23 protein-coding genes are annotated in these 22,209 nt (G+C 62.6%); 12 read left to right on the top strand and 11 right to left on the bottom strand.

From position 1 onward, the window contains the following. Positions 1-10 precede the first annotated feature (10 nt). Complete coding sequence (locus tag CPI83_RS01715; RefSeq protein ID WP_097386670.1) at positions 11-1,072, top strand: alpha/beta hydrolase; 1,062 nt, start codon at positions 11-13, stop codon at positions 1,070-1,072. A gap of 7 nt (positions 1,073-1,079) precedes the next feature. On the opposite strand, the gene CPI83_RS01710 is transcribed toward CPI83_RS01715, so the two are convergent. Then, on the bottom strand, positions 1,080-1,406 hold the full coding sequence (locus tag CPI83_RS01710) for a helix-turn-helix domain-containing protein (RefSeq protein WP_019745900.1): 327 nt from the start codon (positions 1,404-1,406) through the stop codon (positions 1,080-1,082). Positions 1,407-1,462: 56 nt separating this feature from the next. On the opposite strand from CPI83_RS01710, the gene CPI83_RS01705 reads away from it, so the two are divergent. Further along, on the top strand, positions 1,463-2,347 hold the full coding sequence (locus tag CPI83_RS01705) for an NAD(P)H-binding protein (protein WP_046379550.1): 885 nt from the start codon (positions 1,463-1,465) through the stop codon (positions 2,345-2,347). Between the two features lie 60 nt (positions 2,348-2,407). Here the strand turns inward: CPI83_RS01705 and CPI83_RS31285 are convergent, their stop codons facing one another. Together CPI83_RS31285 and CPI83_RS01700 are read right to left on the bottom strand one after the other, a co-directional pair. Then, positions 2,408-2,536 carry a hypothetical protein gene (locus tag CPI83_RS31285; protein ID WP_003943237.1) on the bottom strand — a complete coding sequence of 43 codons (129 nt, stop codon included), beginning with the start codon at positions 2,534-2,536 and terminating at the stop codon, positions 2,408-2,410. 179 nt (positions 2,537-2,715) lie between these two features. Further along, positions 2,716-3,288 carry a TetR/AcrR family transcriptional regulator gene (locus CPI83_RS01700; RefSeq protein ID WP_069145352.1) on the bottom strand — a complete coding sequence of 191 codons (573 nt, stop codon included), beginning with the start codon at positions 3,286-3,288 and terminating at the stop codon, positions 2,716-2,718. Positions 3,289-3,341: 53 nt separating this feature from the next. Here CPI83_RS01700 and CPI83_RS01695 point away from each other — a divergent pair, with 53 nt between their 5' ends. After that, positions 3,342-3,779, top strand: a complete 438-nt coding sequence (locus tag CPI83_RS01695; RefSeq protein WP_021333325.1) for a DUF2867 domain-containing protein — start codon at positions 3,342-3,344, stop codon at positions 3,777-3,779. On the opposite strand, the gene CPI83_RS01690 is transcribed toward CPI83_RS01695, so the two are convergent. Genes CPI83_RS01690 through CPI83_RS01680 form a run of 3 tightly spaced genes read right to left on the bottom strand, consistent with a single transcriptional unit; the run spans position 3,780 to position 7,679 of the window. Continuing rightward, positions 3,780-5,408 (bottom strand): sodium:proton antiporter, encoded by a 1,629-nt coding sequence (locus CPI83_RS01690; protein WP_092765482.1) that lies wholly within the window; start codon positions 5,406-5,408, stop codon positions 3,780-3,782. 37 nt (positions 5,409-5,445) lie between these two features. Further along, complete coding sequence (locus tag CPI83_RS01685) at positions 5,446-6,111, bottom strand: YoaK family protein (RefSeq protein WP_019745905.1); 666 nt, start codon at positions 6,109-6,111, stop codon at positions 5,446-5,448. 14 nt (positions 6,112-6,125) lie between these two features. Beyond that, the gene (locus CPI83_RS01680) at positions 6,126-7,679 is read right to left on the bottom strand and encodes an MBL fold metallo-hydrolase (protein WP_021345977.1); all 1,554 of its coding nucleotides are present in this window, start codon (positions 7,677-7,679) and stop codon (positions 6,126-6,128) included. 244 nt (positions 7,680-7,923) lie between these two features. On the opposite strand from CPI83_RS01680, the gene CPI83_RS01675 reads away from it, so the two are divergent. Then, entirely contained in the window at positions 7,924-8,901 is a 978-nt protein-coding gene (locus tag CPI83_RS01675; RefSeq protein ID WP_092765481.1) for an ABC transporter substrate-binding protein, read from the top strand. 2 nt (positions 8,902-8,903) lie between these two features. On the opposite strand, the gene CPI83_RS01670 is transcribed toward CPI83_RS01675, so the two are convergent. After that, a complete protein-coding gene (locus CPI83_RS01670; RefSeq protein WP_092765545.1) occupies positions 8,904-9,782 on the bottom strand; it encodes an alpha/beta hydrolase in 879 nt (292 codons plus the stop codon). Positions 9,783-9,864: 82 nt separating this feature from the next. On the opposite strand from CPI83_RS01670, the gene CPI83_RS01665 reads away from it, so the two are divergent. Next, positions 9,865-11,805: a BTAD domain-containing putative transcriptional regulator gene (locus CPI83_RS01665; protein WP_092765480.1), complete on the top strand. Its 1,941-nt coding sequence runs from the start codon at positions 9,865-9,867 to the stop codon at positions 11,803-11,805. A 10-nt stretch (positions 11,806-11,815) separates the two neighbouring features. Here CPI83_RS01665 and CPI83_RS01660 read toward each other — a convergent pair whose 3' ends face one another. Next, positions 11,816-13,390, bottom strand: coding sequence for a carboxylesterase/lipase family protein (locus CPI83_RS01660; RefSeq protein WP_092765479.1), 1,575 nt, complete (start codon positions 13,388-13,390; stop codon positions 11,816-11,818). A 112-nt stretch (positions 13,391-13,502) separates the two neighbouring features. Then, positions 13,503-14,831: a diacylglycerol kinase family protein gene (locus tag CPI83_RS01655; RefSeq protein WP_020909604.1), complete on the bottom strand. Its 1,329-nt coding sequence runs from the start codon at positions 14,829-14,831 to the stop codon at positions 13,503-13,505. A 154-nt stretch (positions 14,832-14,985) separates the two neighbouring features. On the opposite strand from CPI83_RS01655, the gene CPI83_RS01650 reads away from it, so the two are divergent. From CPI83_RS01650 to CPI83_RS01635, 4 genes are read left to right on the top strand one after another with little or no spacing between them, the layout of a single operon-like run. Next, positions 14,986-15,420 (top strand): hypothetical protein, encoded by a 435-nt coding sequence (locus tag CPI83_RS01650; protein ID WP_031333873.1) that lies wholly within the window; start codon positions 14,986-14,988, stop codon positions 15,418-15,420. Then, the gene (locus tag CPI83_RS01645) at positions 15,417-15,680 is read left to right on the top strand and encodes a hypothetical protein (RefSeq protein ID WP_019745914.1); all 264 of its coding nucleotides are present in this window, start codon (positions 15,417-15,419) and stop codon (positions 15,678-15,680) included. Before CPI83_RS01650 ends, CPI83_RS01645 begins: the two co-directional genes overlap by 4 nt. After that, positions 15,668-16,312, top strand: a complete 645-nt coding sequence (locus CPI83_RS01640) for a TetR/AcrR family transcriptional regulator (RefSeq protein ID WP_092765478.1) — start codon at positions 15,668-15,670, stop codon at positions 16,310-16,312. Before CPI83_RS01645 ends, CPI83_RS01640 begins: the two co-directional genes overlap by 13 nt. Before the next feature lie 10 nt (positions 16,313-16,322). Beyond that, a complete protein-coding gene (locus tag CPI83_RS01635) occupies positions 16,323-16,961 on the top strand; it encodes a DUF5701 family protein (protein WP_042953281.1) in 639 nt (212 codons plus the stop codon). Here CPI83_RS01635 and CPI83_RS01630 read toward each other — a convergent pair. Then, a complete protein-coding gene (locus CPI83_RS01630) occupies positions 16,958-18,391 on the bottom strand; it encodes an amidase (RefSeq protein ID WP_092765477.1) in 1,434 nt (477 codons plus the stop codon). The two genes, CPI83_RS01635 and CPI83_RS01630, sit on opposite strands and share 4 nt — an antisense overlap. Positions 18,392-18,459: 68 nt before the next feature. Here CPI83_RS01630 and CPI83_RS01625 point away from each other — a divergent pair, with 68 nt between their 5' ends. Genes CPI83_RS01625 through CPI83_RS01615 form a run of 3 tightly spaced genes read left to right on the top strand, consistent with a single transcriptional unit; the run spans position 18,460 to position 21,304 of the window. Beyond that, positions 18,460-19,092: a TetR/AcrR family transcriptional regulator C-terminal domain-containing protein gene (locus CPI83_RS01625; protein WP_021345987.1), complete on the top strand. Its 633-nt coding sequence runs from the start codon at positions 18,460-18,462 to the stop codon at positions 19,090-19,092. After that, entirely contained in the window at positions 19,089-19,943 is an 855-nt protein-coding gene (locus tag CPI83_RS01620) for an alpha/beta hydrolase (RefSeq protein WP_092765476.1), read from the top strand. Before CPI83_RS01625 ends, CPI83_RS01620 begins: the two co-directional genes overlap by 4 nt. Before the next feature lie 56 nt (positions 19,944-19,999). Further along, positions 20,000-21,304, top strand: coding sequence for an HNH endonuclease signature motif containing protein (locus tag CPI83_RS01615; RefSeq protein ID WP_097386669.1), 1,305 nt, complete (start codon positions 20,000-20,002; stop codon positions 21,302-21,304). 98 nt (positions 21,305-21,402) lie between these two features. Here CPI83_RS01615 and CPI83_RS01610 read toward each other — a convergent pair whose 3' ends face one another. Beyond that, positions 21,403-22,101 (bottom strand): type 1 glutamine amidotransferase domain-containing protein, encoded by a 699-nt coding sequence (locus CPI83_RS01610; RefSeq protein WP_019745921.1) that lies wholly within the window; start codon positions 22,099-22,101, stop codon positions 21,403-21,405. Positions 22,102-22,209 lie beyond the last annotated feature (108 nt).

Below are 22,209 nucleotides of genomic sequence, written 5' to 3'. Positions count from 1 at the left end.
GAAGGCGAGTATGTCCACGGAGAAGATGTCTGTCCAAGATCGTGTTGCGCGGGTGGTGCTCGATGTCGTTGGCGCCTTACCGACCGGCGCGCAGCGCATTCTCGGTGGCAAGCCGAAGGAGATCGACGGACAGACTCTGCACCCCGAGATCCAGCTTGCACTGCGATTGCTCTCGGCAGTGGAAGGTACGAGCTTCGAGCATCTTCCGGTCGAAGAGGGACGAGCTCAGATCGACGCCGAATCGCGACTGTTCGGCGGTACGCCCATCGACATCGAAACGGTTCGCGACCTCGAGATCCCGGCCGGAGACCACGCGATTTCCGCTCGGCTGTATCGCCCGGCCGGGGTCTCCACGCCCGCTCCACTTTTGGTGTACTTCCACGGCGGCGGGTTCGTCCTCGGCAGCCTCGAGAGCGGCGACAGTGTGTGCCGCTTCCTGGCCCGCCACGGCGAAGTCAGTGTGCTGTCGGTGGATTACCGGCTGGCACCGGAGTTCCCCTTTCCCGCCGGGATCGACGACGCCGTCGCCGCATTCCGGTACTGCGCCGAACATGCCGCGGAACTGGGCGCCGATCCGAAATCCATTGCAGTGGGCGGAGACAGCGCCGGCGGGAACCTGGCTGCCGTCGTCGCGCAGTCCACGACCGAAGACGACGTCAAACCCGCATTCCAACTGCTCTTCTTTCCCTGGGTGGACCTTTCGTCGAAGCGCCCGTCGCACAAGATGTTCGGCACCGACTTCTTTCTCACCGACGCCCAACTCGACTGGTATGCAGCCCATTACCTGTCGGGCGGCACTTCGGCTCTCGACCCGCGAGTCTCACCGCTGCTCACTCCTGACCTGGCCGGCCTACCGCCCGCGTACGTTGCGGTCGCCGGTTTCGACCCACTACGCGACGAGGGCGAAGCGTATGCGAACCGGCTGCGAGAGGCCGGAGTCCCGGTCGCACTGAGGCGTCACAGCGGTTTGATCCATGCCTTCGTCAACACCACCGGCGTCGGCCACACCGGACAAGACGCGATGTTCGAGGCCTGTGGCGCTCTGCGAGTTGGACTTTCGGGCCCGCGCTGAGGGCACCTCAGGAAACGGGGAGTGCCAGATCCGCCCACTCGACCATCGCTTCGAGCACGGAGCGCAGTTCCATCCCCGTCGCGGTGAGTTCGTACTCCACTCGCGGCGGCACCTCGGCGTAAGCAGTCCGGGTCACCAGGTCGAACTCCTCGAAACGTTTGAGCCTGGCCGACAGTGTCCTTGGACTGATGCCGGGCAAAGCGCGTCGTAGTTCCGTGAAGCGCATGGGGCCGTGCGTGAGCTCACGAACGATCAGCGTTGCCCACGGCCCGTCCAGGACCAGCAGGAAGCGCGCGACGCCGCACTCCGGAAGCACGTGACCTGATTCACTCATCGATTCCCCATTAGTTCACTTGAAGTAACTGGTTCCCGATGTGAACTATAGGCGTCATGACTTACACAGTGCATGGCGCCACCGGCGCACAGGGCTCTCCCGTTCTCGCAGGACTGGTCGCGGCTCTCGCCGGATCGGCAGGGGCCGAAGTCCGAGCAATTACCCGTAACCCTGACCAGACGTTCGAGGGTGCGAACACCGTCGTCGCGGACAATGCGTCAGTCGACTCTCTCGCCGACGCTTATCGCGGGGCGGACGGGGTGTTCTTTCACCTGCCACTCGCCGGCGACACCGAGACGCTAGCTGGTTATGCCCACAATGTTCTGGCTGCAGCGAGAGCGGCACGCCCTTCGCGGTTCGTGATCTCTACCAGCGGCACGGTGATCGGCGACGCTACTTCGCCGCTTGCCGGTCCCAACACACCCGTTCTCTCCGAGCTCGTCGACGGACTTCGCGCCGAAGGCATCGCGGTGACCGTTCTGACCCCACGTTTGTTCCTCGAGAATCTTCTTCTGCCCACTGTGCTGTCGGGAGTGAAAGACGAAGGCGTCCTGCGTTACCCACTGCGTGCCGATCTCGCGGTCGCATGGAGTTCACATCTCGACGTCGCTGATGCAGCCGTCGCGGCCCTGACTCTCGACGTAGCACCGGACGCGGTCGACATCGGACAGATTCCGGCGATCACCGGTATCGAATTGGCCGAGGCATTCGCCGAACACTTCTCGCGCGCGGTAACTTTCGAAGCCGTAACACCCGATGCCTTCGGTGCATCGATTGCGCCGATCATCGGAGCGGGTGCAGCAGCCGGGGTTTCCCAGCTCTACACGGGACTCGAATCTGCCGACAGCGTCGCGTTCGACTCCGCGACGGGTTCTACTGCTGCCTTGGGTATCACTGCCCGCAGCACGCGGGCCTGGCTGGCAGATCTCGGGGTGAACTGACCGGACAACGCAAAAGGCCGGCTCCGCGAAGTATCGCGTGGAGCCGGCCGATTTCCGGGGTTACCGGTGCGTGCGGGTCTTCAACTGGCGGTTAAGCTGCCGACTCCCGAAGTCCAGACCGGCACCGTCACTGGTGGCCAGCACGGTGAGTCCAGCGGCGACCAGCAACGAAATAAGCACAACGCTCATGGTGAGTCACCTTTCTTCCTGTCGTGAAACGGTTTTGCGCCTCCGGGAAATGCCGACATACCCGGCACCCCACTTCAGCTGACCTCAAAGTATCTGTAACTATGGGTTACGCGCAATGTGTGGTCCCTCACCTGAAAGCGCAGGGTGATGCGCAGATCACGCTGCATTCGATGGCGGACTTACCCGGCCAGAACCATGCTCACGAACTCGTCGGCGAGCGCGTGAGCGTCCGCACCGCTGCCAGGAACCACATCTGGCGCACTGTGCACCAATTGCATCTGCCCCAGGTACATCGAATAGGCAAGTACGCCACGATGTTCCGCTTTCTGCCTGTCCATCCCCAGATCGACCAACAACGTCACGATGTAGGCGACTCGACGCTCGGTGACACGTCGAACCGCCGCCGAAACCACAGGATGGTCGATCCCGGCAAGCAGTTCCAACTCCGCACGGCGACCGGGCAGTCCGGTTGTGACCGCGTCGACCAGGCGACGCAACCTCACCTCTGCCGGTTCGCCGGAGGCCTCGACGGAAGAGATCAGTCGCTCGGTTGCCAGAACTTCCCATCGATCGAGCGCAGCCTGCAGCAATTCGTCACGGTTCGCAAAGTGCCAATAGAAGGAACCCTTGGTCGATCCCAGCGTGCGTGCCACCTTCTCCACAGCGACGGCACCTGGCCCGTGGCTGGTCAGAGCCTCGAAAGCAGCATCGATCCACTGATCGCGGGAGAGTCGGGCGCGGGCATTCGTCACCTCCGTACGGTACCGTATGGGTAAGTTCCATACGGCACCGTACGGAGGATGAAATGACACTCGCATTCAAGGCAATGCCTGCACCGGACTGGGCAGAAGCCACCACGATCACCATCCCGTCTGTTCCGACCCATACATCCGAGGAGTGGGCGCAGGCCGTCTTCGACGTCAGGAATGTCCCCGCACCAGTCCTCGCGATGTTCTGGCTCAGGGAGCGGGTAGTCGGACTGCTCGGCATCGCCAAGGGACGCCCGGACACCTTTGCCGTCGACAAGATCGCCGACGGCGAAGCCCTCATCGAAGCGGACGAGAAACACCTACGATTCGTCGCCTCGGTTCAGGCCGACAACGACGCCGGTCTCCTGCACGTCGTCACTGCCGTGGAGCTGAAGAACCGCGCGGGCCGAATCTACTTCGCACCAGTTCAGGTACTGCACGGCGTGATCACGCGGGCAATGATGACGTCTGCTCGAAAGAGACTGTGCACGTGATCAACCGTCCGGACCGCCCTTGAGTTCGAGGCTGATCTGATCGGCATCCAGCGCGGCCAGTGCCGATCCGAGCATCCGTGCGTCGAACAGGCCGTCGTCCCGCGCGTCGAGTAGCGCTTGGCGCTGCGCGTCGATCACATCGAGCCGGGTCTTCTTCTTCGACTGCCCTTCGGGTGGAACGAAACTCGCAGAAGCATCCTCGAGTAGAGCGAGCAAACGTCGATGTTCGTCGAGTTCGGAATCGGTGAGGTCCTGCGCTGCCGGACCGACCGCCACTACGACGCGCTTCAACGTCCCACCCTGAAGGATCAACGAGCCGGCTGCGACCAGGAACGCCACCAAGATCAGAAGCGATCGACTCGGAGTGTCTTCCGGAAGAGTCTGCGCGGCAGCCAGAGTGACCGCTCCGCGCATACCGGCCCAGATGACGATCGTCCCTTCACGCCATCCCAACGGCGCGGCAAGGTAGTAATCGATATCGGCAACCGTCCGCCGCACCCGAATCTTGAACCGTTCCATCTGATTCGCCGAAGGCGCCCGGCGCCTGCTACGCCGCCCTTCGTCCGGTGGGTAATCCTCTGGATTTTCGAGACGATTCGCGATGTCGGAGAGTCTGGGTTTCATGCGTTCGCGAAAGTTCGCCCGCGCCTGGAGTGCTCGCAGTAGCGGCGCGACGTACAGAGCCCGAACCAAGATCGTGAGGAACAGTGCACCCGCAGCGACGAAGAATGCGGTAGGTATTCCCTCGTGGTCGACCCGGACATCGTCGACTATCGACGAGAGTTCGAGGCCCATCACCAGGAAGATCGCACCTTCGAGGACCAGTTCGACTGTGCGCCAGTTCTGGGAGTCCGACAACCGATGACGCGGCGAAAGCTTCCGAGGAGCGTCGTAGCCGGTGACGAGCCCGGCCACGACGGCAGCAACCAACCCCGATGCACCCAACTCTTCGGCGGGGATCGCGGCCAGAAACGGCACCGTGAACGAGATGACTGTGTTGACCGTCGAGTCGGTGACACGGGCACGAACCATCAGGTTGACCTTGCCGACGACAACACCGATGACCGCGGCCACGACGACGGCAAAAGCGAACTTGCCCAACACACTCCACAGCGATACCGACGCGGCCGCTCCGGCGATGGCAGTACGCAACAGGACCAGAGCGGTGGCGTCGTTGAGCAGGCTTTCGCCTTCGAGGATCGACACCACCCGCGGCGAGACCGGGAGTTTCTTGACGATGGACGTCGCGACGGCATCCGTCGGGCTCACAATCGCGCCGAGTGCAATGCCCCACCAGACGCCGAGTCCTGGTATCACCCACGAGAAGAACACACCGAGAACCAGCGCACTCACCACGACGAGGAGAACTGAGAGCCCACCGATAGCACCGAATTCACGCCGAAACTCCATCGACGGCATCGAGACCGAAGCTGAGTACAGCAGCGGCGGAAGCACACCCGCGAGAATCCATTCCGGATCGATGTCCACTGCTGGGACAAAGGGGAGGAGGCTGACAACGATCCCGGCCATCACCAGAATCAGCGGCGCCGCGACTCCGATCCGCGCCCCCAGCGTCGAGGCGGCGACGATTCCGAGTAGTCCCAGCACAACGATGATCAGAGCATCCACAGTTCCCCCGCACTCCGGCTTGTGTACCCCGCTCTTTTTACACCTGTGCCGGCGCCGGGGGCGAGACCCGCCACGCGACGGCGATCAGAAGAACCGTGAATGCCGAAGCAGGCCACAGAGCGTGAAGGCCGATCCACCGATGAACCAGCGCACCGACTACCGCGCCCGCGATCAACCCCGCGCACATCCCGAAGTGCTGCAGCCACGCCCACTTCGGGCCGCCCAGAAAGGCTCCGGTGAGACGCTGGCCCATCTTGACCAGCGCACCGGTCATGTACGTGACACCGATCGTCACCTCACCGTCGCGTTGGAACACCGAGTTGACGGCTCCCATCGCCAGGGCCATCGCCGAGATCGCGCCTGGGGTGACGTCGAGGCTGCTCATCACCGAACCGATGGCCAGCAGTCCAGCCACAACCGCAAGCACCGTGACCTTGCGGGTCCGGACGGAGTACCGCTCCGTGAAGTGGGTGACGACGGTTCCCAGCGCGATTCCCAGGAGGAAGAGCACGATGATGCCGCCTGCCACCCGCGCGGTCGACCACACCCCGTCGGCAAATGCGACGCTCGCCTGCGTCATGTTGCCGCTCATGAACGAAACGAAAGGCCCACCGAGCGTGATGAATCCGAGCGCGTCGACGTAACCGGCCAACCCGGCGAGCGCTGTCGCCAGGCCGATCAGCGACCTGCTGTATCCCGTCACCCGACGAGCTCGGTTCAGCTCAGCTTGCTGGTGCGCAGCTCGTGGCCCTTGGACGTCTTGCAGCGGCCGGTTTCGAGATCCCACTGCCAGCCGTGCAGATCGCAGGTGAGGTTGGTGCCGTCGACGACACCGAACTTCGACAGGTCAGCCTTGAGGTGGGGGCAACGACGCTGAATCTCGTAGCCACCCAACTCGATAGACGCGCTGTCGTCGTGCGCCTCGGCGAACCAGCCGTCGGCGTATGCGATGCGCTCGTCGGTGAGGCACTTGAAGAACGTGTAGAGGAACTCGTTGTACCCACCGATGCGCCACGCCGTGAAGCGTGTCGACAGGAAAATGGTGTTGACCCAGTCTGGCTCGTCGTCACGCAGAACGGTGCGAACCAGTTCGGGAGCAATGCGGAAGCCGTAGCGGTACTTACCTTCTCCGTCGATGGGCTCACGAACGATCCGCTTCGGGAAGTCGAGGACGACCGTCTCCTCTCCCATCACGAGTCCGACGGGGTAGCCGATTCCGTCGCAGATCAGATCGGACTGCGCCATGATCGGCTCGAACTTGGCCTTCAGACCGTCGAGCAGCGGCTCGCCTTCGGCCGGAGCCCACGTAGCCTTCTGCGCGGCGATGACCGGTGCCATCTTCTGCGCCATCTTCTCGATGTACTCGGCCTTGTTCGAGAAGATCTTGTCGACGTCCGCGTCCGGGATGGGATGCGTCAGGGCAACCTTCTCGCTTCCCCGAAGTTCGACGGTCGAGCCGGGGATCATCAGCAGACCACGATCGTTGCCGTTGATGCGCATCTGCTCGAGGAACGTGATCTGGTCGGGGAAGATGTTTCCCTCGTCGCCGTGATCGTCGTTGAGGTAACGCAGGTCGTCGTCGAGGAAGACCGGCGGGCCGGCCGACGGGACAACCCAGGCAGCGTCGACCTGGGAGATGTAGTTGCGGCAGCGGTCCATGCCGCGCTGACGCTTCTGCTTGCCGAAGTTGCGCTTGGTGCCCTTCGGGATGTCGTAGACCATCGGGTACCAGATCGCGCCAGAGTACTGCAGCAGATGGATGTCGACCTTCCCGAAGGCGTCGGTCAGCGGGTCCAGGTCGACGGGCCTGGCGTCGTTCATGTTGAAACAGGTGGTCTCCCCGTCCGAGACGACCAGGCCTGAGTCACCGATCGGACCGTCCGCGGGAGCGCGCAAAGCGATGATCATGATGTCGAGATCGCCCTTGGGACCGCTGACGGTGTGCTTGACGGAGTCTTCCGTCTCGAAGAACTTGTGGAAGCCGAGCTTCTCGAGCTCACGCTTGAGGTCCGGCACCGGGTAATCGGGGAGCAGGACGGTGGCGTCCTTGTTGACGTGCGCGATCAGGTTCTTCGGATCGAAGTGATCCTTGTGCAGGTGCGAGACGTAGAGGTAGTCGCAGTTGCCCAGCGCGTCCCAGTCCAGCTCGGTGTTGTCGGGGAACGGCACCCAAGACGCGAAATACGTCGGGGTCACCCATGGATCACACAGGATGGATCCGGCCTCGGTCTGGATGTGAAATCCTGCGTGGCCGACGCTGGTGATCTGCATTGCAACCTCCGAAATCGTACTGCTGGTGCACCCAGCATAGTCGGCGCCATCAGGGCCAAATCGCGATCGAGGAGGCGGCCGGTTGTGACGTCATGCACGTCAAAGGTCGAAAGTGGGTTGTGATTCAGGCGGGCCGGTGACGCCGACAACACTCGGCACGCTGGCGTGTTCGCCGTATTTCTTGGCGCTCGTGGGAGCTGTTTCGCCATTCCTCGAGGAAACCTCTAAGGCTAACCTAACAAGCATGACTCGACTTCTTTCTCCCTCCACGACCGATCGCGACTACTGGGCGATCGTGGACAACCTGACGCGGCGCGGTTTCTTCGGCGTCGGCGCGGGCGTCGCTGCGGCCGCGTTTCTCGCCGCCTGCAGCAGCACGGAAAGTTCGACGCCCGATAACGCGGAGACCTTCGAGTTCACACGCGGCGACGAGAAGCTGACCATTCCGACGGACCCTCAGAACGTCGTTGCCCTCGATCCACGCGACGGCCTCGAATTGTCGATCCTTGCGGGGTACCCGGTGACCGCCTACCCGACCGGCGCCGCCGAACACCTACGCCGCGAGGTCCCGGATGCCACCGGTGTCGAGATTTTCGCCGAAGGTGCTTCGGATCCCAACTTCGAATACATCTCGACCCTCGGCGCAGACCTTCTCGTCCTCAGCGCCGGCTGGTGGGACACCGGGTCGTACGGCAACGACCGGATGCAGCAGATCGCACCGGTCCTGCCCGTCGGCAAGGACTTCACCCCCGAGTGGCGCAAAGTCATGTCGGACTTCCTCACCGGCATCGGGCGCAGCGATCGCGCCGAAGAAGTACTCGCCGAGTACGACGCCCATGTGGCTCAGGTCCGCCCGACCGTCGAACCGCTGATGGCCGGCAAGAAGGTTGCCTTCGTTGCCGCCGCAGAGGATCAGATCGCGTGGTTCCAGAACGATTTCCGCACCGCCGTCGCCGAGGACCTCGGGTTCGAGGTGCTCCGTGAAGGCCCCGACCTTCGCGTGATGCTCGGGTCGGAGCAGTTCAACCGTCTCGAAGAAGCCGACGTCATCTTCGCCTTGGATCGCAGCGCCTCCGGCAGCGTGTACACCTCGCCGACGTGGCAGCGCCTGCCCGCCGCACAGGCCGGTCGCGTGATTCCGTTCGACTACTACAAGGCCGCGGGATACGCCTTGACCGCCAAGGTTCTCGTCGACGACTTGGCGGCCGGGGTCAAGCGCTAGAACTACCTTTTCAGCAGAGTGCGGATCGCCTCGACCACTTCGGCAGGCGCCTCTTCTGCCATGAAGTGACCTGCGGACAGCGTGCGGTGCTCGAGATCGGGCGCCCACGCTTTCCACAGGGCCTCGGCGTCGTAACCGAGCATCGAACCCCAGTCCTGCTGAATGACCGTGACCGGCATGTGCAGTTGGTTGCCCGCCTCCCGATCGACCTGATCGTGTTCGATGTCGATGCCTGCCGACGCCCGGTAATCGGCAACGATCGACGGCACCGCCTCCCGTGAGGCGCGCAGGTATTCCGCCCGCACGTCTGCCGGAATCGCTTCGCGGTTCTGCGTCCACACGTCGAGAAAGTACTCGAAGAACGCGTCGGCGCTGGCGCTGATCATCTGCTCGGGGAGACCGGGTGGCTGAGCCATGAGATAGAGATGGAATGCCACAGCAGCATTCGATCCGTGCAGGATGTCCCACATATCCAAGGTCGGGAGCACGTCCAGCGAACCGAGCTGTGTGATCACATCCGGGTGGTCCAGCCCAGCTCTGACGGCAACCAGCGCACCACGATCGTGGCCGACGAGGGCGAACTTCTCGTGTCCCAGCTTCTTCGCCACCTCGACAATGTCGGCAGCCATTGTTCTTTTGGAGTAGGTGTCCGGGTTTTCCTCGACCGGTTTGTCGCTGGCTCCGTATCCGCGGAGATCCGGGCAGATGACGGTGTGATCCGACGCCAACGCAGTGGCGACGTGACGCCACATGAGGTGCGTCTGGGGGAAACCGTGAAGAAGGACGAGTGGTGTTCCGTTTCCGCCGACCGCGACGTTGAGCCGCACTCCGTCTGCTGTGGAAATCTGCTGGTAGTCGAAGCCTGGAATGGTGATCGTCATCGGTCGCTCTCGTTGGTCGGGGTGATGGCAATCAGCTTCGCCGTAGTCGATGAGCATTCGATGAGCGCGATAACGTGGGGAAATGCGAGACCACATATTTTTCGGAGTTCTCGGACCCGTGGTCGCGTGGAACGATTCGTCAGGGTTGATCGATCTGAAGGGCCCGCGACACCGAGCGGTTCTCGCTCGTCTGATCATTGCCCGAGGACGTGTTGTTCCGGTGGACGTGATTGTCGACGACTTCTGGGTCGATCCTCCGGCCGGGGCGACCAGTGCAATACGTACGTTCGTTTCCGCACTGAGGCGCGCACTCGAACCGGATCGTGCCCCGCGAACGAAGCCGAAAGTCATTGTCACCGAAGGGCCTGGCTACGCCTTTCGCGCTGCACCCGACGCGGTCGACGCTTGGGAATTCGAAAGACTGGTACGTGAAGCCGCCGATTCGACGCTGGCGCAATCACTCGAACTGCTCCGAACCGCGCTCCAGCTGTGGAGAGGACCGGCCTACGCGGATTTCGCCGAAGAACCGTGGGCTCGATCGGAGCGGTCGCGCCTCGAAGAACTGCGTCTGACTGCCGTCGAACGCTTCGCATCCGCGCAACTCGATCTCGGGCGAACTGCCGAAGCGATTCCCGATCTGGACGCCCACGTCACGGAACACCCTTGGCGCGAGGACGGTTGGCGACTACTCGCTCTCGCGCTGTACCGGTCCAACCGTCAAGGCGATGCTCTGGCAGTCCTACGTCGCGCACGCGAGCTACTCGCCGAAGAGTTGGGCATCGACCCCGGGCCACGACTGACCGACCTCGAGTCCGACATTCTCCGCCGCGAAACCCACCTGGATCCTGTAGCGGCAGAACAGATCTTCACTCAGGTTTCGGCAGCGTACGACCGGACCGTAGCGGCAGGATCGAAATCGAGATTGGAGTCAACCGTCGGCCTGCTCCGAAGTTTGGCAGTTACGGGCGGAAGCGGACTCGAGACTGCCCGAAACCAACGACTGACAATCATCGGTGCCGCTGAACAATTGGACGATGTCGAACTCACCGCGCGGATCATCGGCAACTACGACGTGCCCGGAATCTGGACACGATCCGACGATCCTCGGCAGGCTGCACAGATCGTCGCGGCCGCTCAGCGCACCCTCGATCGACTTCCGGTCGGCAACGAACCCGCTCGGGCCAGACTGTTGGCGACATTTGCACTCGAATCGCGCGGACTGTCCGGTCATCGCGGGCTCGAATGTGCCCGCGCTGCAGTGCAGATCAGTCGCGCTCTCGACGATCCAGGTCTCCTGGCTTTCGCTCTGAACGGATTGTTCATGCAGACGTTCTGGACTACCGGTCTGGCCTCCGAGCGCGACGGCATCGGCCGTGAACTGGTCGACCTCTCCGCTCGACACGGACTGTCCACCTTCGAGATTCTCGGCCATCTCATCCGTATGCAAGCGCTCGGCGCACTGGGGCAATTCGACGCAGCCGAGCTACACGCCGAGACAGTTGATCGATTGGCCGGACGTCACGAACGGCCGTTGGCAGCGGTGTTCACCACCTGGTTTCGCGCTATGCGAACGGCCACTACCGGCGCAGAAGCGGCGCACTGCGAGAAGCTGTACGAAGCTGCGGCGGTGAACCTTTCCGGTTCCGGCATGCCGGGTCTCGAGGACGGCATACTCCCTCTCGCAATTCTCGCCCTCCGCGTGTGGCGGGGACTGCCGGCAATTTTCGACCCGGCTACGCAGTGGGGCCCGTACGAACCCTGGGCCCGGCCACACCTCCTCATCGCACAGGGGCAGACGAACGAAGCAACGAAGGCCGTAAAGACATTGCCGGACCCGCCCAAAGAGCTACTCTCCGAGGCACTGTGGTGCCTGGCCGCTGCAGCGGCCACTGCAGTCGGCGACAGTCGAGTCAAGGAGCGTGCTCGAGCGGCACTCTTACCTGCCGCCGCCGAAATTGCCGGCGCCGGAAGCGGAATGCTCACTGCGGGACCCGTCTCGCACTATCTCGCCACACTGCAGTAGACCGGAACCATCAGGTGAATGCAATCACCGTGTCACCCCACGCCTCCCGGATCTCGCAATCCAGATCAGCGACGACGGCATCGTGCTTGTCGATCAACAGTGTCGAGCGTGTGTCGGTGTCGTAAGTTGGCCATCCCGGGTCCGCACCCAGTTCATGATCGGTCCCGGTGCCGTAATCACCTGCAGCTCTGGCGAAATCCAGCCACCTAGCCTGCATGCGCTCTGACACGTGACGCGCCGCGCTCAGCCCACCCAATTTGTAGGTGATGTCCCGCGCTCCGTGATTGATGTTGCCGAAGACGTAGGCAAGTTCGGTCCCGTGGGTCGCACCAATTTTCAGCGCCTTGAGCATCGGCGGCACGTAGTCGAATCGGTACAACCAGGTCGGTGCCATCTTGCTGTGCGCCTCGGCAATCCACAGCGTGGGCAAACGAAATCCGAAGTCACGGGTCAGCCCGAGACCAGCGCCCAGCTTGGACAGCCCCGAATACGCGCCTTCGATCTGAGAATGATCGGGTAGCTCGAGCCCAGGGTGCTCGTCGGCGATCTCCGCGAACATCGACGTGATCACGACGGGATCGATCGGCATCAACGGCGATTTCATCATCCGGAAGAGCGAAGATTCGTCTTTGTTGGTTCCGATGATCAGCGGAATCGGGTGTGCACTGCCGTGACGGAACGCGCGCACCGGGTAATCAGGGAGCAGATCACCGTCGACGATCGGCGCGAACGCCAAAGTGCCGGGCGTCTCCTGAGGGACGCGAGCAAACAGTTCGTCTGACGGCCCGATCAAGTCTTCGGCAGACGTGGACCGTAATAGACCCAGATCGCCACCGCCGCTGAAGATCTCCAGAAACAGCTTCGCGACGATCTCGCCACGTTCACTCCCGTACACCGAAGTGGCGGGGGAACTCTCGGCGATAGCGCGATGAAACAGGCCACGGGCGGACGGCACGGTCATCAGCGTCGTCACAGCGCCGCCACCTGCCGACTCGCCGAACAATGTCACCCGATTCGGATCACCACCGAAGGCCGCGATGTTGCCTTGAACCCATTGCAGCGCTGCAATCATGTCGCGGAGAGCGACATTGGGCTCGAAGGTGTGTTCTTCCGAGTTGAAGGACGAGAAATCGACGAAGCCGAACACACCGATGCGGTAGTTGATCGAGACTACGACAACGTCACCATTTTCAGCCAATGTGGTTGCGTCGAACAGTGGTTGGCTGGATGCTCCGCGAAAGTACGCACCGCCGTGAATCCAGACCATAACCGGTTTACCCGGCGCATCAGAGCCGGCGGGGCCCGCCGCCCATACGTTGAGAAACAGGCAGTCTTCGTCCATTGGAACGTTCTCGCCGAGCGGGATCATCGCAAGTCGACTTTGCGGTTCACACGGACCGAATTCTGTTGCGTCTTGAATCTCGGTCCACGGCTGTGGCGGAACGGGTGCGCGGAAACGCAACGACCCGACCGGAGGTGCCGCGTAGCGGATCCCCTTCCAACTCGATACCGCACCTTCCGTGGATCCACGAACCGGCCCGTACGTTGTCTCGACTACCGGCGCTTCGCTGGGTGTGATCGTCATTCGATTGCTCCTCGAGGATCCGTACCGGCCCTCAATGCTGCCAGCATCCGGTGCAAATCGGACATGTTTGCCGGATTCGCTCTGCTGGCAGTCATGCAAGGCTATCGCCAGGTCATGCGCCGGATTTCGTGAACTTAGCCAACTCTCGCAATCGGACCAGATCCCAGGCATGCCTGGGCCTACGGACGCCCGGACGGTCTCGGGGGACTCTGACTCTCAGTGCCTGCGGGCTGACCGTGCACCTGACGGGAGTCGGCATCACCAGAGCCTCACCGTCGACGCCGACCGGAATCTCGTCGGTGTCGGCGTCGATGATCACCTCGAATCCGGTGCCCTGAGCCAGGCCTCGTTGATGCGCCCGATGGAGTAACCCGACGGCCTGACGGGCGCTGCCGACGGAGATCGCCACGATCCCGAGAGTGCCCCGGTCCAATCGCGGGCGATGACCGAGCCCCGCCAGGTCGTTCATCTCGTACGGTCCGTTGCTGACCAGAACCGCCTGTGGACCCACCGCGGACACGCTCGGGGAGCGCGCGGTCAGCACCGCTCCGGCGCGTCCGGCGAGCAGATCCGGGAGTTTCTGCAGGAAGGTGCTGGTCTTGGCGTCGCGGTACTCCGGACTCTGGACAACTTCGGCGTATGCCCCGAACGATGCGTTGTTGACGAAGGTTCGACCGCCGACATTACCCAGATCCACCGTCACCTCGACGCCGTCGACAAGAGCGTCGAGGCACCGTGACGGATCGTCGAGGTCGAGACCCAGATCCGCGGCGAAGTGATTGCGCGTCCCGGCGCTGACGACCAGGAAGGGCAGGTCGTGTTCGGCCGCGACAGCGGCAACCAACGCCTGAGTTCCGTCGCCACCGGCAACACCGAGTAGGTCGGCGCCGTCCGCGACCGCCTGCCTGGCCAAGGCCGTCACGTCGATCTTCTCCGGCCCCTCGAGCAGTACGACCGTGGCCCCTCGTTCCTCGGCCTTGCGTTTCAAGTCGAACTTCTCGACCTTGCCACCGCCGGAGTTCGGATTCATCACGAAGAACGGTTTGGCGGGCGGCGGAGCCGGTCGCTCGACCACCGGCAGTTCCTTCTCCTCCCCCTCCAAAGCGGCGCGGGCGCAGATACCGGCTATGACGAACAATCCGATCGAGAGCAGCACCACCCACAAGAGGCGCTCCCGGATCAGGAAGGCGAGCACCACGATCGGCGTCAGAACCGCCACAGCCAACGAGATCCAGCGGAGAAATCCGCGGGTGGTCAGAAACCAGTACACCGCTACGACGCACACGACCACCCCACCGATCCCCAGGATCAGCATGGTCAAGGTTTTCAGTCCGGCGAAAATCAGGAGCACCACGACTGCAAGAACCAGCGCCGCAAATGCCGCGCGCGCCAACCAACTCTGTTTCGACGAGGGCCGATCCGTGCGGACAGGGGTCGTCATCGAGCCACCTCCCGCAGTTCGCCTCGTCGGATATTCAACTGTTGATATTGCCGTGTCTGTCTCCTCAGGACTAGCCAATTACCTACCCTCGGAAACCCACTTTTCCAGCGCTGATACTTTATGACGACACCTCGTCATAAAAAGGAGAAGGCCCGTGACAACACCGACGTCCGCAGCATGGGGATCTTCGGAGGAGCCTCTGACCGTGGTGCGGAAAGCCGGTCTTCACGGACTGCGGTGGACGGCCTGGCTGGCCGGCGCGACAGGCCTCGCACAATTGGTGTCGATCGGGCTGAACCTAACCGACACCGTCCACGGAATCGTCCCGACCACGTACCCGCCTGTAGACGTGGCCTGCAGCGTTGTCGCGCTCGTTCTCCTGGTCAGCCTGCTTGTCGGCCGACCCAACGGCCCCGCGATGTTGTCGGGTCTCGCCCTCCTCATGGCCATGCTGATGGCGCCGACCCTCCACAAACATGCACCCGAGTCGCTCTGGCTGGCGGCGGCACACGCCGTTTCGGTCGTCGCCGTCATCATGCTGTCCGTGATGACTTCGAGGTTCTCCAGTGCCGAGTTGGATCGGCCGTGACACCGGATTCACCCCTCTCACTTGCGGCCGAAGAATGGATCACCGATCTGACTGCCGCGGAGATGGAGCGATTGCGCAAACGCACGACGCTCACCGCCGCCGAAGCGCAGGAAGTCTGCCGATCCGTACGCTCGATCGCGCAGCAGATGATGCTTGTACCCGTCTCGATGTGGCAGGGTGATCCACGCCTTGTTGCGGATCTGTTCGACCTCCCCGTGACCATGAATCAGACACAGGAGGATCGACCATGCCGAAGCTGACCGGTGGCGCAACAACCGCAGAACACAAGATCGCGACCCGAGAAGCCATGTTGGACGCGTTCATTCGCGAACTTCACGAGCAGGGCTGGCAAAACGTGAAGCTGCAGACTGTGGCCCAGGCAGCCGGTGTCTCACGGACAGCGGTGTACAACTACTTCCCCGACAAATCTGCGTTACTGCTTGCCTGGTCCACCCGCGAGATGGACAGATTCCTGCTCCTGGCCGAGCGTGAACTCGCGGATCGCGAGAATCCTGTCGACCGAATCGAAATCCTCGTCAAACTGACGCTCGTCGAGTTCTCACTGCAGCGATTCACGGGAATCGCGTTGGTCGAATTGCTGTCCGCGCAGGATCGCGAAAGCTTCCTCGAACATATTGTCCCGCTGTCGGTTCTGGTAGAACAGCTCGTCCAGGAAGGTGTCGACGCCGGCGTCTTTGTCGATTCCGATGCTGCCGCGTCCGCGCAACTCATCCTCGCCTGCGTGGAAAGCCGACGCCCGATGCTCATGGCCGGCGACCGAGTGGACACCGTCGTGGCGACCACCGTCCCGTTCATCATGCGCGCGTTGGGCGTCTCGTGGCCGACTTCCCCCACCGCCGATCCCACCGATCGGCCTGCTCACGATCGGTAGGATCGCAGGTATGCACTTCGACCTCCCGCCCATCGATCAGCAGGCCGAGCGATTGATCGAACTCGGGGTACACGAGATGGCCGGGCTTTCTGCCGGCGACGTCAGGGCAGCCGCCGCAGCCGGAAAAGGTGAGGCGGGACTGCTTACCGTGCACGAAAAACTCGCTCCAGCTTCCATTTTGACTCCCCTGCTCGAGCACAAGAACAAGCGGGGCTTCATTGTCGTCGACATGGCCGACGTCGATCTGTTCGCTCCTACCGAGCCGGCCGCGTTGCCTGATACCGCGATGTATCTGCTCGGTGAAGTCGACCGCGGGGATCACCTGGCCAATTGGAGCCCGGACGAAGCACTTCCCGCGATCGTTGATGCCGACCGTACGCCGCTGACCCTCACCGAAGGCATTCACTGGCTGTTGCAGCGCCCCGACGTCCTCGAACGCGGAAAGTGCTTCATGACGATCGGCTCCCGATTGCGTAAGCCTGACGGATCTTTCGACACCAGAACCCCGGCGGTGTGGATCAGCAACGGAACCGGCCGGGACGGCAAAGACAACCGCAACGCCCCGAAAGTCGGGTGGTGTTGGTGGGGTAACCGCCACACGTGGTTGGGGTTTGCATCGGCCGGCGGGCGGACGTCGCTCCCGGGTTAGAGCACGGTTGCGCGGTCGAATCGGTATCGATCCTTCCACGGCATCGCGTTCTCCAGCATTGCAGCGGCAGAGAGCAATTCTGCGTCGCAACCCCATTTCGCCGAGATCATCACGCCGAGTGGAACACCGTCTTCCGTCCAACCGAGTGGCAAGCTGATCGACGGGAATCCAGTTGCGTTGGCGACGATGGTGTTTCCCGTGAAAGCGACCATGTCGATCAGTTCGGTCGCGGGGTCTTCGTCATTACGTAGCTCACCGACTGCCAACGGCGGTGTTGTCACCGTCGGGGTGACAACAAGATCGGCGTCGGCGTAATCCAGGCTCCACCGCCGCGCCCATGCCTGAACAACTCCGATTGCCGCGGCCAGATCGCCCGACGGCACTTCGTTTGCTCGAACACGTAAGTGCTGCACTATCGGACGGAGAAAGTGTTCGTACTCTTCTGGAATGGGCTTGGTGCCGGCCAAGGACGAGAACATCGTGGTGAAGGCATCGACGAAGGCGTCGTCTCGGGCCTGAGGACGTTCGAACACGTTGTGTCCCAGGCTCTCGAGAACGACGCCCACCCTCGATACCGCCTCGGAGACTCGTGGGTCCACCGTGCCGCCGGATACCGAGCCATGAGCGAGGGCGACGGTCAGGGGGCGAGAGTGCGACCCTTCTGCCTGGACGACAAACTCTTCGAACGACTTCGGCCGGGGCGGGTGAATCGTCCCGGCGCCAGGTCGCGTCGCCAGAACATCCAGCAGTGCAGCGGTATCGCGAACCGTTCGGGCGATCGGCCCCTTGCTCGCAAAACCGAAGTTGTCGTGACCTGCCACCCCCATCGTGATCAGACCGCGACTCGGCTTGAGGCCCACGACTCCGCACGTACTTGCCGGTGAACGCAACGACCCTGCGGTGTCACTTCCCTGAGCAAACGGCACCAGACCAGCGCCGACGGCGGCCGCGGCGCCACCACTGCTACCGGCAGCACTGCGTGTGCGATCGAACGGACTGCGCGCGGGCGGAGCAACTTCCGGCTCGGTGTAACACGCTGCCCCGAACTCGGGCACCGTCGTCTTGCCGATGTCGATCAGACCACCTTCTCGGATCGCCTCGACGATCTCGTCATCGGCGTCCGGCACGAAGTCCCGAAAGAGCGCCGATCCGAAGGTCGTGCGGATGCCGCGAGTCGCGTCGAGGTCCTTGATAGCCGTCGGGACGCCGAACAGGCGCGGAAGCGGTCCGGCGTCCCGCGCGTCCAACCTGCGCTGGGCCTGCTCGGCGAGTTCGATCGCATGTTCCCCGGCGATCGTCGTGAATGCACCCACGTCATCGGAAGTGGTCGCACGATCGACGAAGTACCGTGCCACCTCGGGGATCGAGACCTGCTTCGCGGCGATCACTGCGGCGAGTTCGACAGCGGACAATTGATGGAGATCAGTCATGGGGCAGCACTCCTTGTAGGTCAATCGGCACTTGCAATTTCGATACGCGTATCGCTATTGTTGTCAGCATGGTATCCGAATCCGCCGGCTCCGCAAGGGCCGGTCGACCAAAAGCATTGAGTCACAGACAGATACTCGATGCTGCGGCCGAGATCGCCGATACGGACGGCCTGGACGCGGTCTCATTTCGAGTGCTCGCCGAGCGACTGGGCATATCGCCGATGTCCGTCCACCGCACTACCGGCGGCATCGACGCGTTGAGGCGAGACCTGATTTCCACCCTCGTGGGAGAAGCCGTCTCGTCGATCGACTGGCCGACCGACTGGCGCGGGGTTGCCCGCACGTTCGCCTACGGTCTACATGACCTTCTGATGAGGCATCCTCTCGTTCTGGAAGCCCATCGGCAGGCATCACTGGAAGCGCCCGGCGCCGACGATACCGCCCACCGAGTCGTGCGAGCGCTTTCGCAGGCCGGCCTCGATGACGAACAGGCCACTTACGCGTACGGCGCCGTGCATGATTTCGTGACCGGACACGTCGCAATTCAATTGGGACGCGGAGCTTTCGACAGTGCACCCGCCGATCGACGCGAGGCATCGGTGTTCGCGCTTCATCACGATCCCGCCCGAAGGTTCGAATTCGGAGTCACGCTCATTCTGGATGGCGTGGCGTCGATCGCGCAGCGAGGAAGCACAACATGACAAGTAGCGTGACGACAACCGAAATTCGTGGCACCTCGGGGCGCCGTATCGCGTTCTGCGAGTACGGCGATCCGACTGGCCGGCCGGTAGTCGTGGTTCATGGATCACCTGGCAGCCGATACGAGGGGCTCTCGCTCGACAACGCGGCTGCGACGGCGGGTCTACGGCTGATCGTCCCCGATCGTCCCGGTTTCGGTCGCACAGATCCACACGCGGACAGGGGATTTCATTCCTGGGACGACGACTACGTCACTCTGATCGATCATCTCGAGTTGGACTCGGCCACACTGATGGGTTTCTCCGGAGGCGGCGGTTACGCGCTCGCAGTCGCTGCGGCCGTACCCGAACGAGTCTCGAAATTGGTGCTGGCGTGCGCCATGATTCCCGGAGCCCCACGAGATACTTTGCGGCGCAGGATAAAACTGGTATCCGCGCTGTACTTTGCCGCCAATTGGGCTCCCCGCATGGCTGGCGCAATGCTTGCGGGAACCGGAGTGTTCTCCAAGTTGCGCAGCGACTCCGTCTCGATCTGGCCGGCCGCCGATCAGGCCGTCATGACCGACGAGTCGCATCGCCCTGCTCTCCAATTGGATTCATCCGAAGGGATCGCACAGGGCGGATCCGCGGGGGTCGTCGATTTGGCTCGGTACCGCCACGAGATGCCAGGGTTGTTTCAATCCATCTCGGTACCAACGGTTTTCCTGCACGGAACCGATGACAGGAACGTACCCATCGAAGTTGCTCGCTGGGCCCACTCGATGATCCCCCACTCTCGCTTCGAAGAGGTCAGCGGGGGCGGTCATTTGTTCGTAGTCGCAGACCCCACTCCACTCATTCGCGCCCTCACATAACCTCTTGACTCGAACTGATGTTCGAGTATTATTGGGGGTGGGGATCGGGGGATTCAATGAGTGTTCTGTTGTCGGATGTGGTGTCTGGTTCTGCGGTGGGGTTGCGCGGACGTCTGTGGCAGTTGTCTGCTTCTGAGTTGCGGGCTGCTGCTATCGAGGCGAGTGCGGAGATTCTTCGTCTCGAGGCTGTTCGTGTGGCGGTGGTGGACGAGTTGTCGTTGCGGCCGGATGATCAGGTGATTGCCAGCCGCGGGGTGGGTTGCTGGTTGGCGGCGAACACGATGCTGCAGGTTCGGGACGGGAAGAAGATCGCCGCCCTCGGTGCAGCGCTACGGCCTTTTCCGGCGGTGGCGGCCCGGTTCGATGGCGGGGACTGCTCCTTCGATCATGCCGTGTTGATCGTGGCGTTCTGCGAGTCCCCGCCGAAGGGGATGCCGGACGAAGCGCTACCGAAGTGCATCGATTTGTTGTTGGCTGCGGCATCCGGTGTGGAGGCGACGACCACGAAGGTGCGGAGTGTTATCGCGACTTTGGAGCGAGTGTTCGAATCGGATGAGATTCCGCCCGCCGAGGATGTGGATCGGAATGAGTTGCGGATCGCGTCGACGTTGAATGGTCGGGTGGTGGTGCGCGGAGATTTCGATGCTCTCACCGGTGAAATGTTGTTGTCGGCGTTGTCGAATCTGACGATGCCCACCCCGGCACCCGATGGAACTCCGGATTCTCGGTCGGCGGCGAAGCGGACCGCGGATGGGTTCACGGAACTGATCCGCCGCTATCTGGACTGCGCGAAGACCGGTACGGATGGTGGTCAGCGGCCGCACGTGAACGTGCACATCAACGCGCGTGATTTGGCGGAGCATCGGGACTGCGCCGCCGCACCCTCGCCCGATGGTGGTGGAGTGGCTGTGTCGGATCTCGATGTCGGGCACATGCCGTGGCTCGGACCACTGTCCGTCTCGCAGACCAGACTCCTCGGATGTGACTGTTTCCTCTCCACCGTCTTGCTCGATGATCACGGGGCGCCGCTCGATGCGAAACCCGGAAAGAGGTTGGTCACCGCGGAGCAGCGAGTGGCGCTGATCGCCCGAGACAAAGGCTGCGCGTTCCCCGGCTGCACATGCGTGCCCGCCTGGACCGATGCACACCACATCCGGCACTGGGCCAACGGTGGCCCGACCGTGATGAACAACCTTGTCCTACTGTGCCGTTCACATCACCGGCTGATGCACCGAAAAGCCGGCTTCGTCGGAAAATGGGTGATCCGCATCGGCGCCGACAACAAACCCTGGTTCATCCCACCACCCTCGATCGACCCGCAGCAGCACCCGCGGCCGGCGAACACCACCTTCAAAACCTGAGGACGAACCTCAGGCACAACAGAACACGGCCCAGCACCGCATCGAAGGAGTCCTCGATGCGGTGCCGAAAGCCGTGCTCAGGCCTAGCCGGTGATCGTTCAGCCCAAGTCCGCGACGATCCTCTCGGCGAGCGGCTTCGACGAAGCCGGATTCTGGCCGGTGTAGAGCTTCCGGTCCACCACGACATAAGGCGACCACGCCTCAGCCTTCGAGAATTTGCCGCCCAACTCGCGTAGCCGAGTTTCGAGCAGCCACGGAGCCTTGTCCGCCAGACCAGCCTGCGTCTCCTCTTCATTGGTGAACGCCGTCAGCTGATAGCCGTCGAACAGCCAGCTTCCATCGGATCTCTGGGCGGGCAGAAGTGCCGCCGGTGCGTGACAGACCGCCGAAACCACCTTGTCGGCGTCCAAGAACTTCACCAGAAGCTCGCCGAAGGATGCCGACACTGCAAGATCTTCCATCGGTCCATGTCCACCTGGCACAAAGACCACGTCGTAGTCGGCAGCATCGGCGTTCTCCAGAATCTCCGGCGAATCCAGCACCGGCTGCAGATCCGCGATGTACTTGCGCATACGATCAGCGCCTTCTTGCCCGCCGTTGACCTCAGGCGCCAGGCTTCCCTCATCCACAACGGGGGCTTTACCGCCAGGCGTCGCGATCACGATGTCGTAGCCGGCCTCGACGAAAACGCGATGCGCCTCGACCAGTTCTTCCGCCCAGTATCCGGTTGGGTGGGCTGTCCCGTCGTTCAGCGTCCAGTGATCTGCAGAAGTGACTGCAAACAACAGCTTTGTCATCGCGCAACCTTTCGTCGGTGACAGGAACCCAATTGTGACAAGAAGCCAGTTGTGACAAGACTCCATCGTCAAGGCCCGATCAGTGAAACAACGTCCAGTCAGTGCAAC

The organism is Rhodococcus sp. H-CA8f, assembly GCF_002501585.1.
Lineage (GTDB): Bacteria > Actinomycetota > Actinomycetes > Mycobacteriales > Mycobacteriaceae > Rhodococcus_F > Rhodococcus_F erythropolis.
Note: the sequence above shows the minus strand (reverse complement) of the source record. Positions and strands in the feature narration are given on the sequence as shown.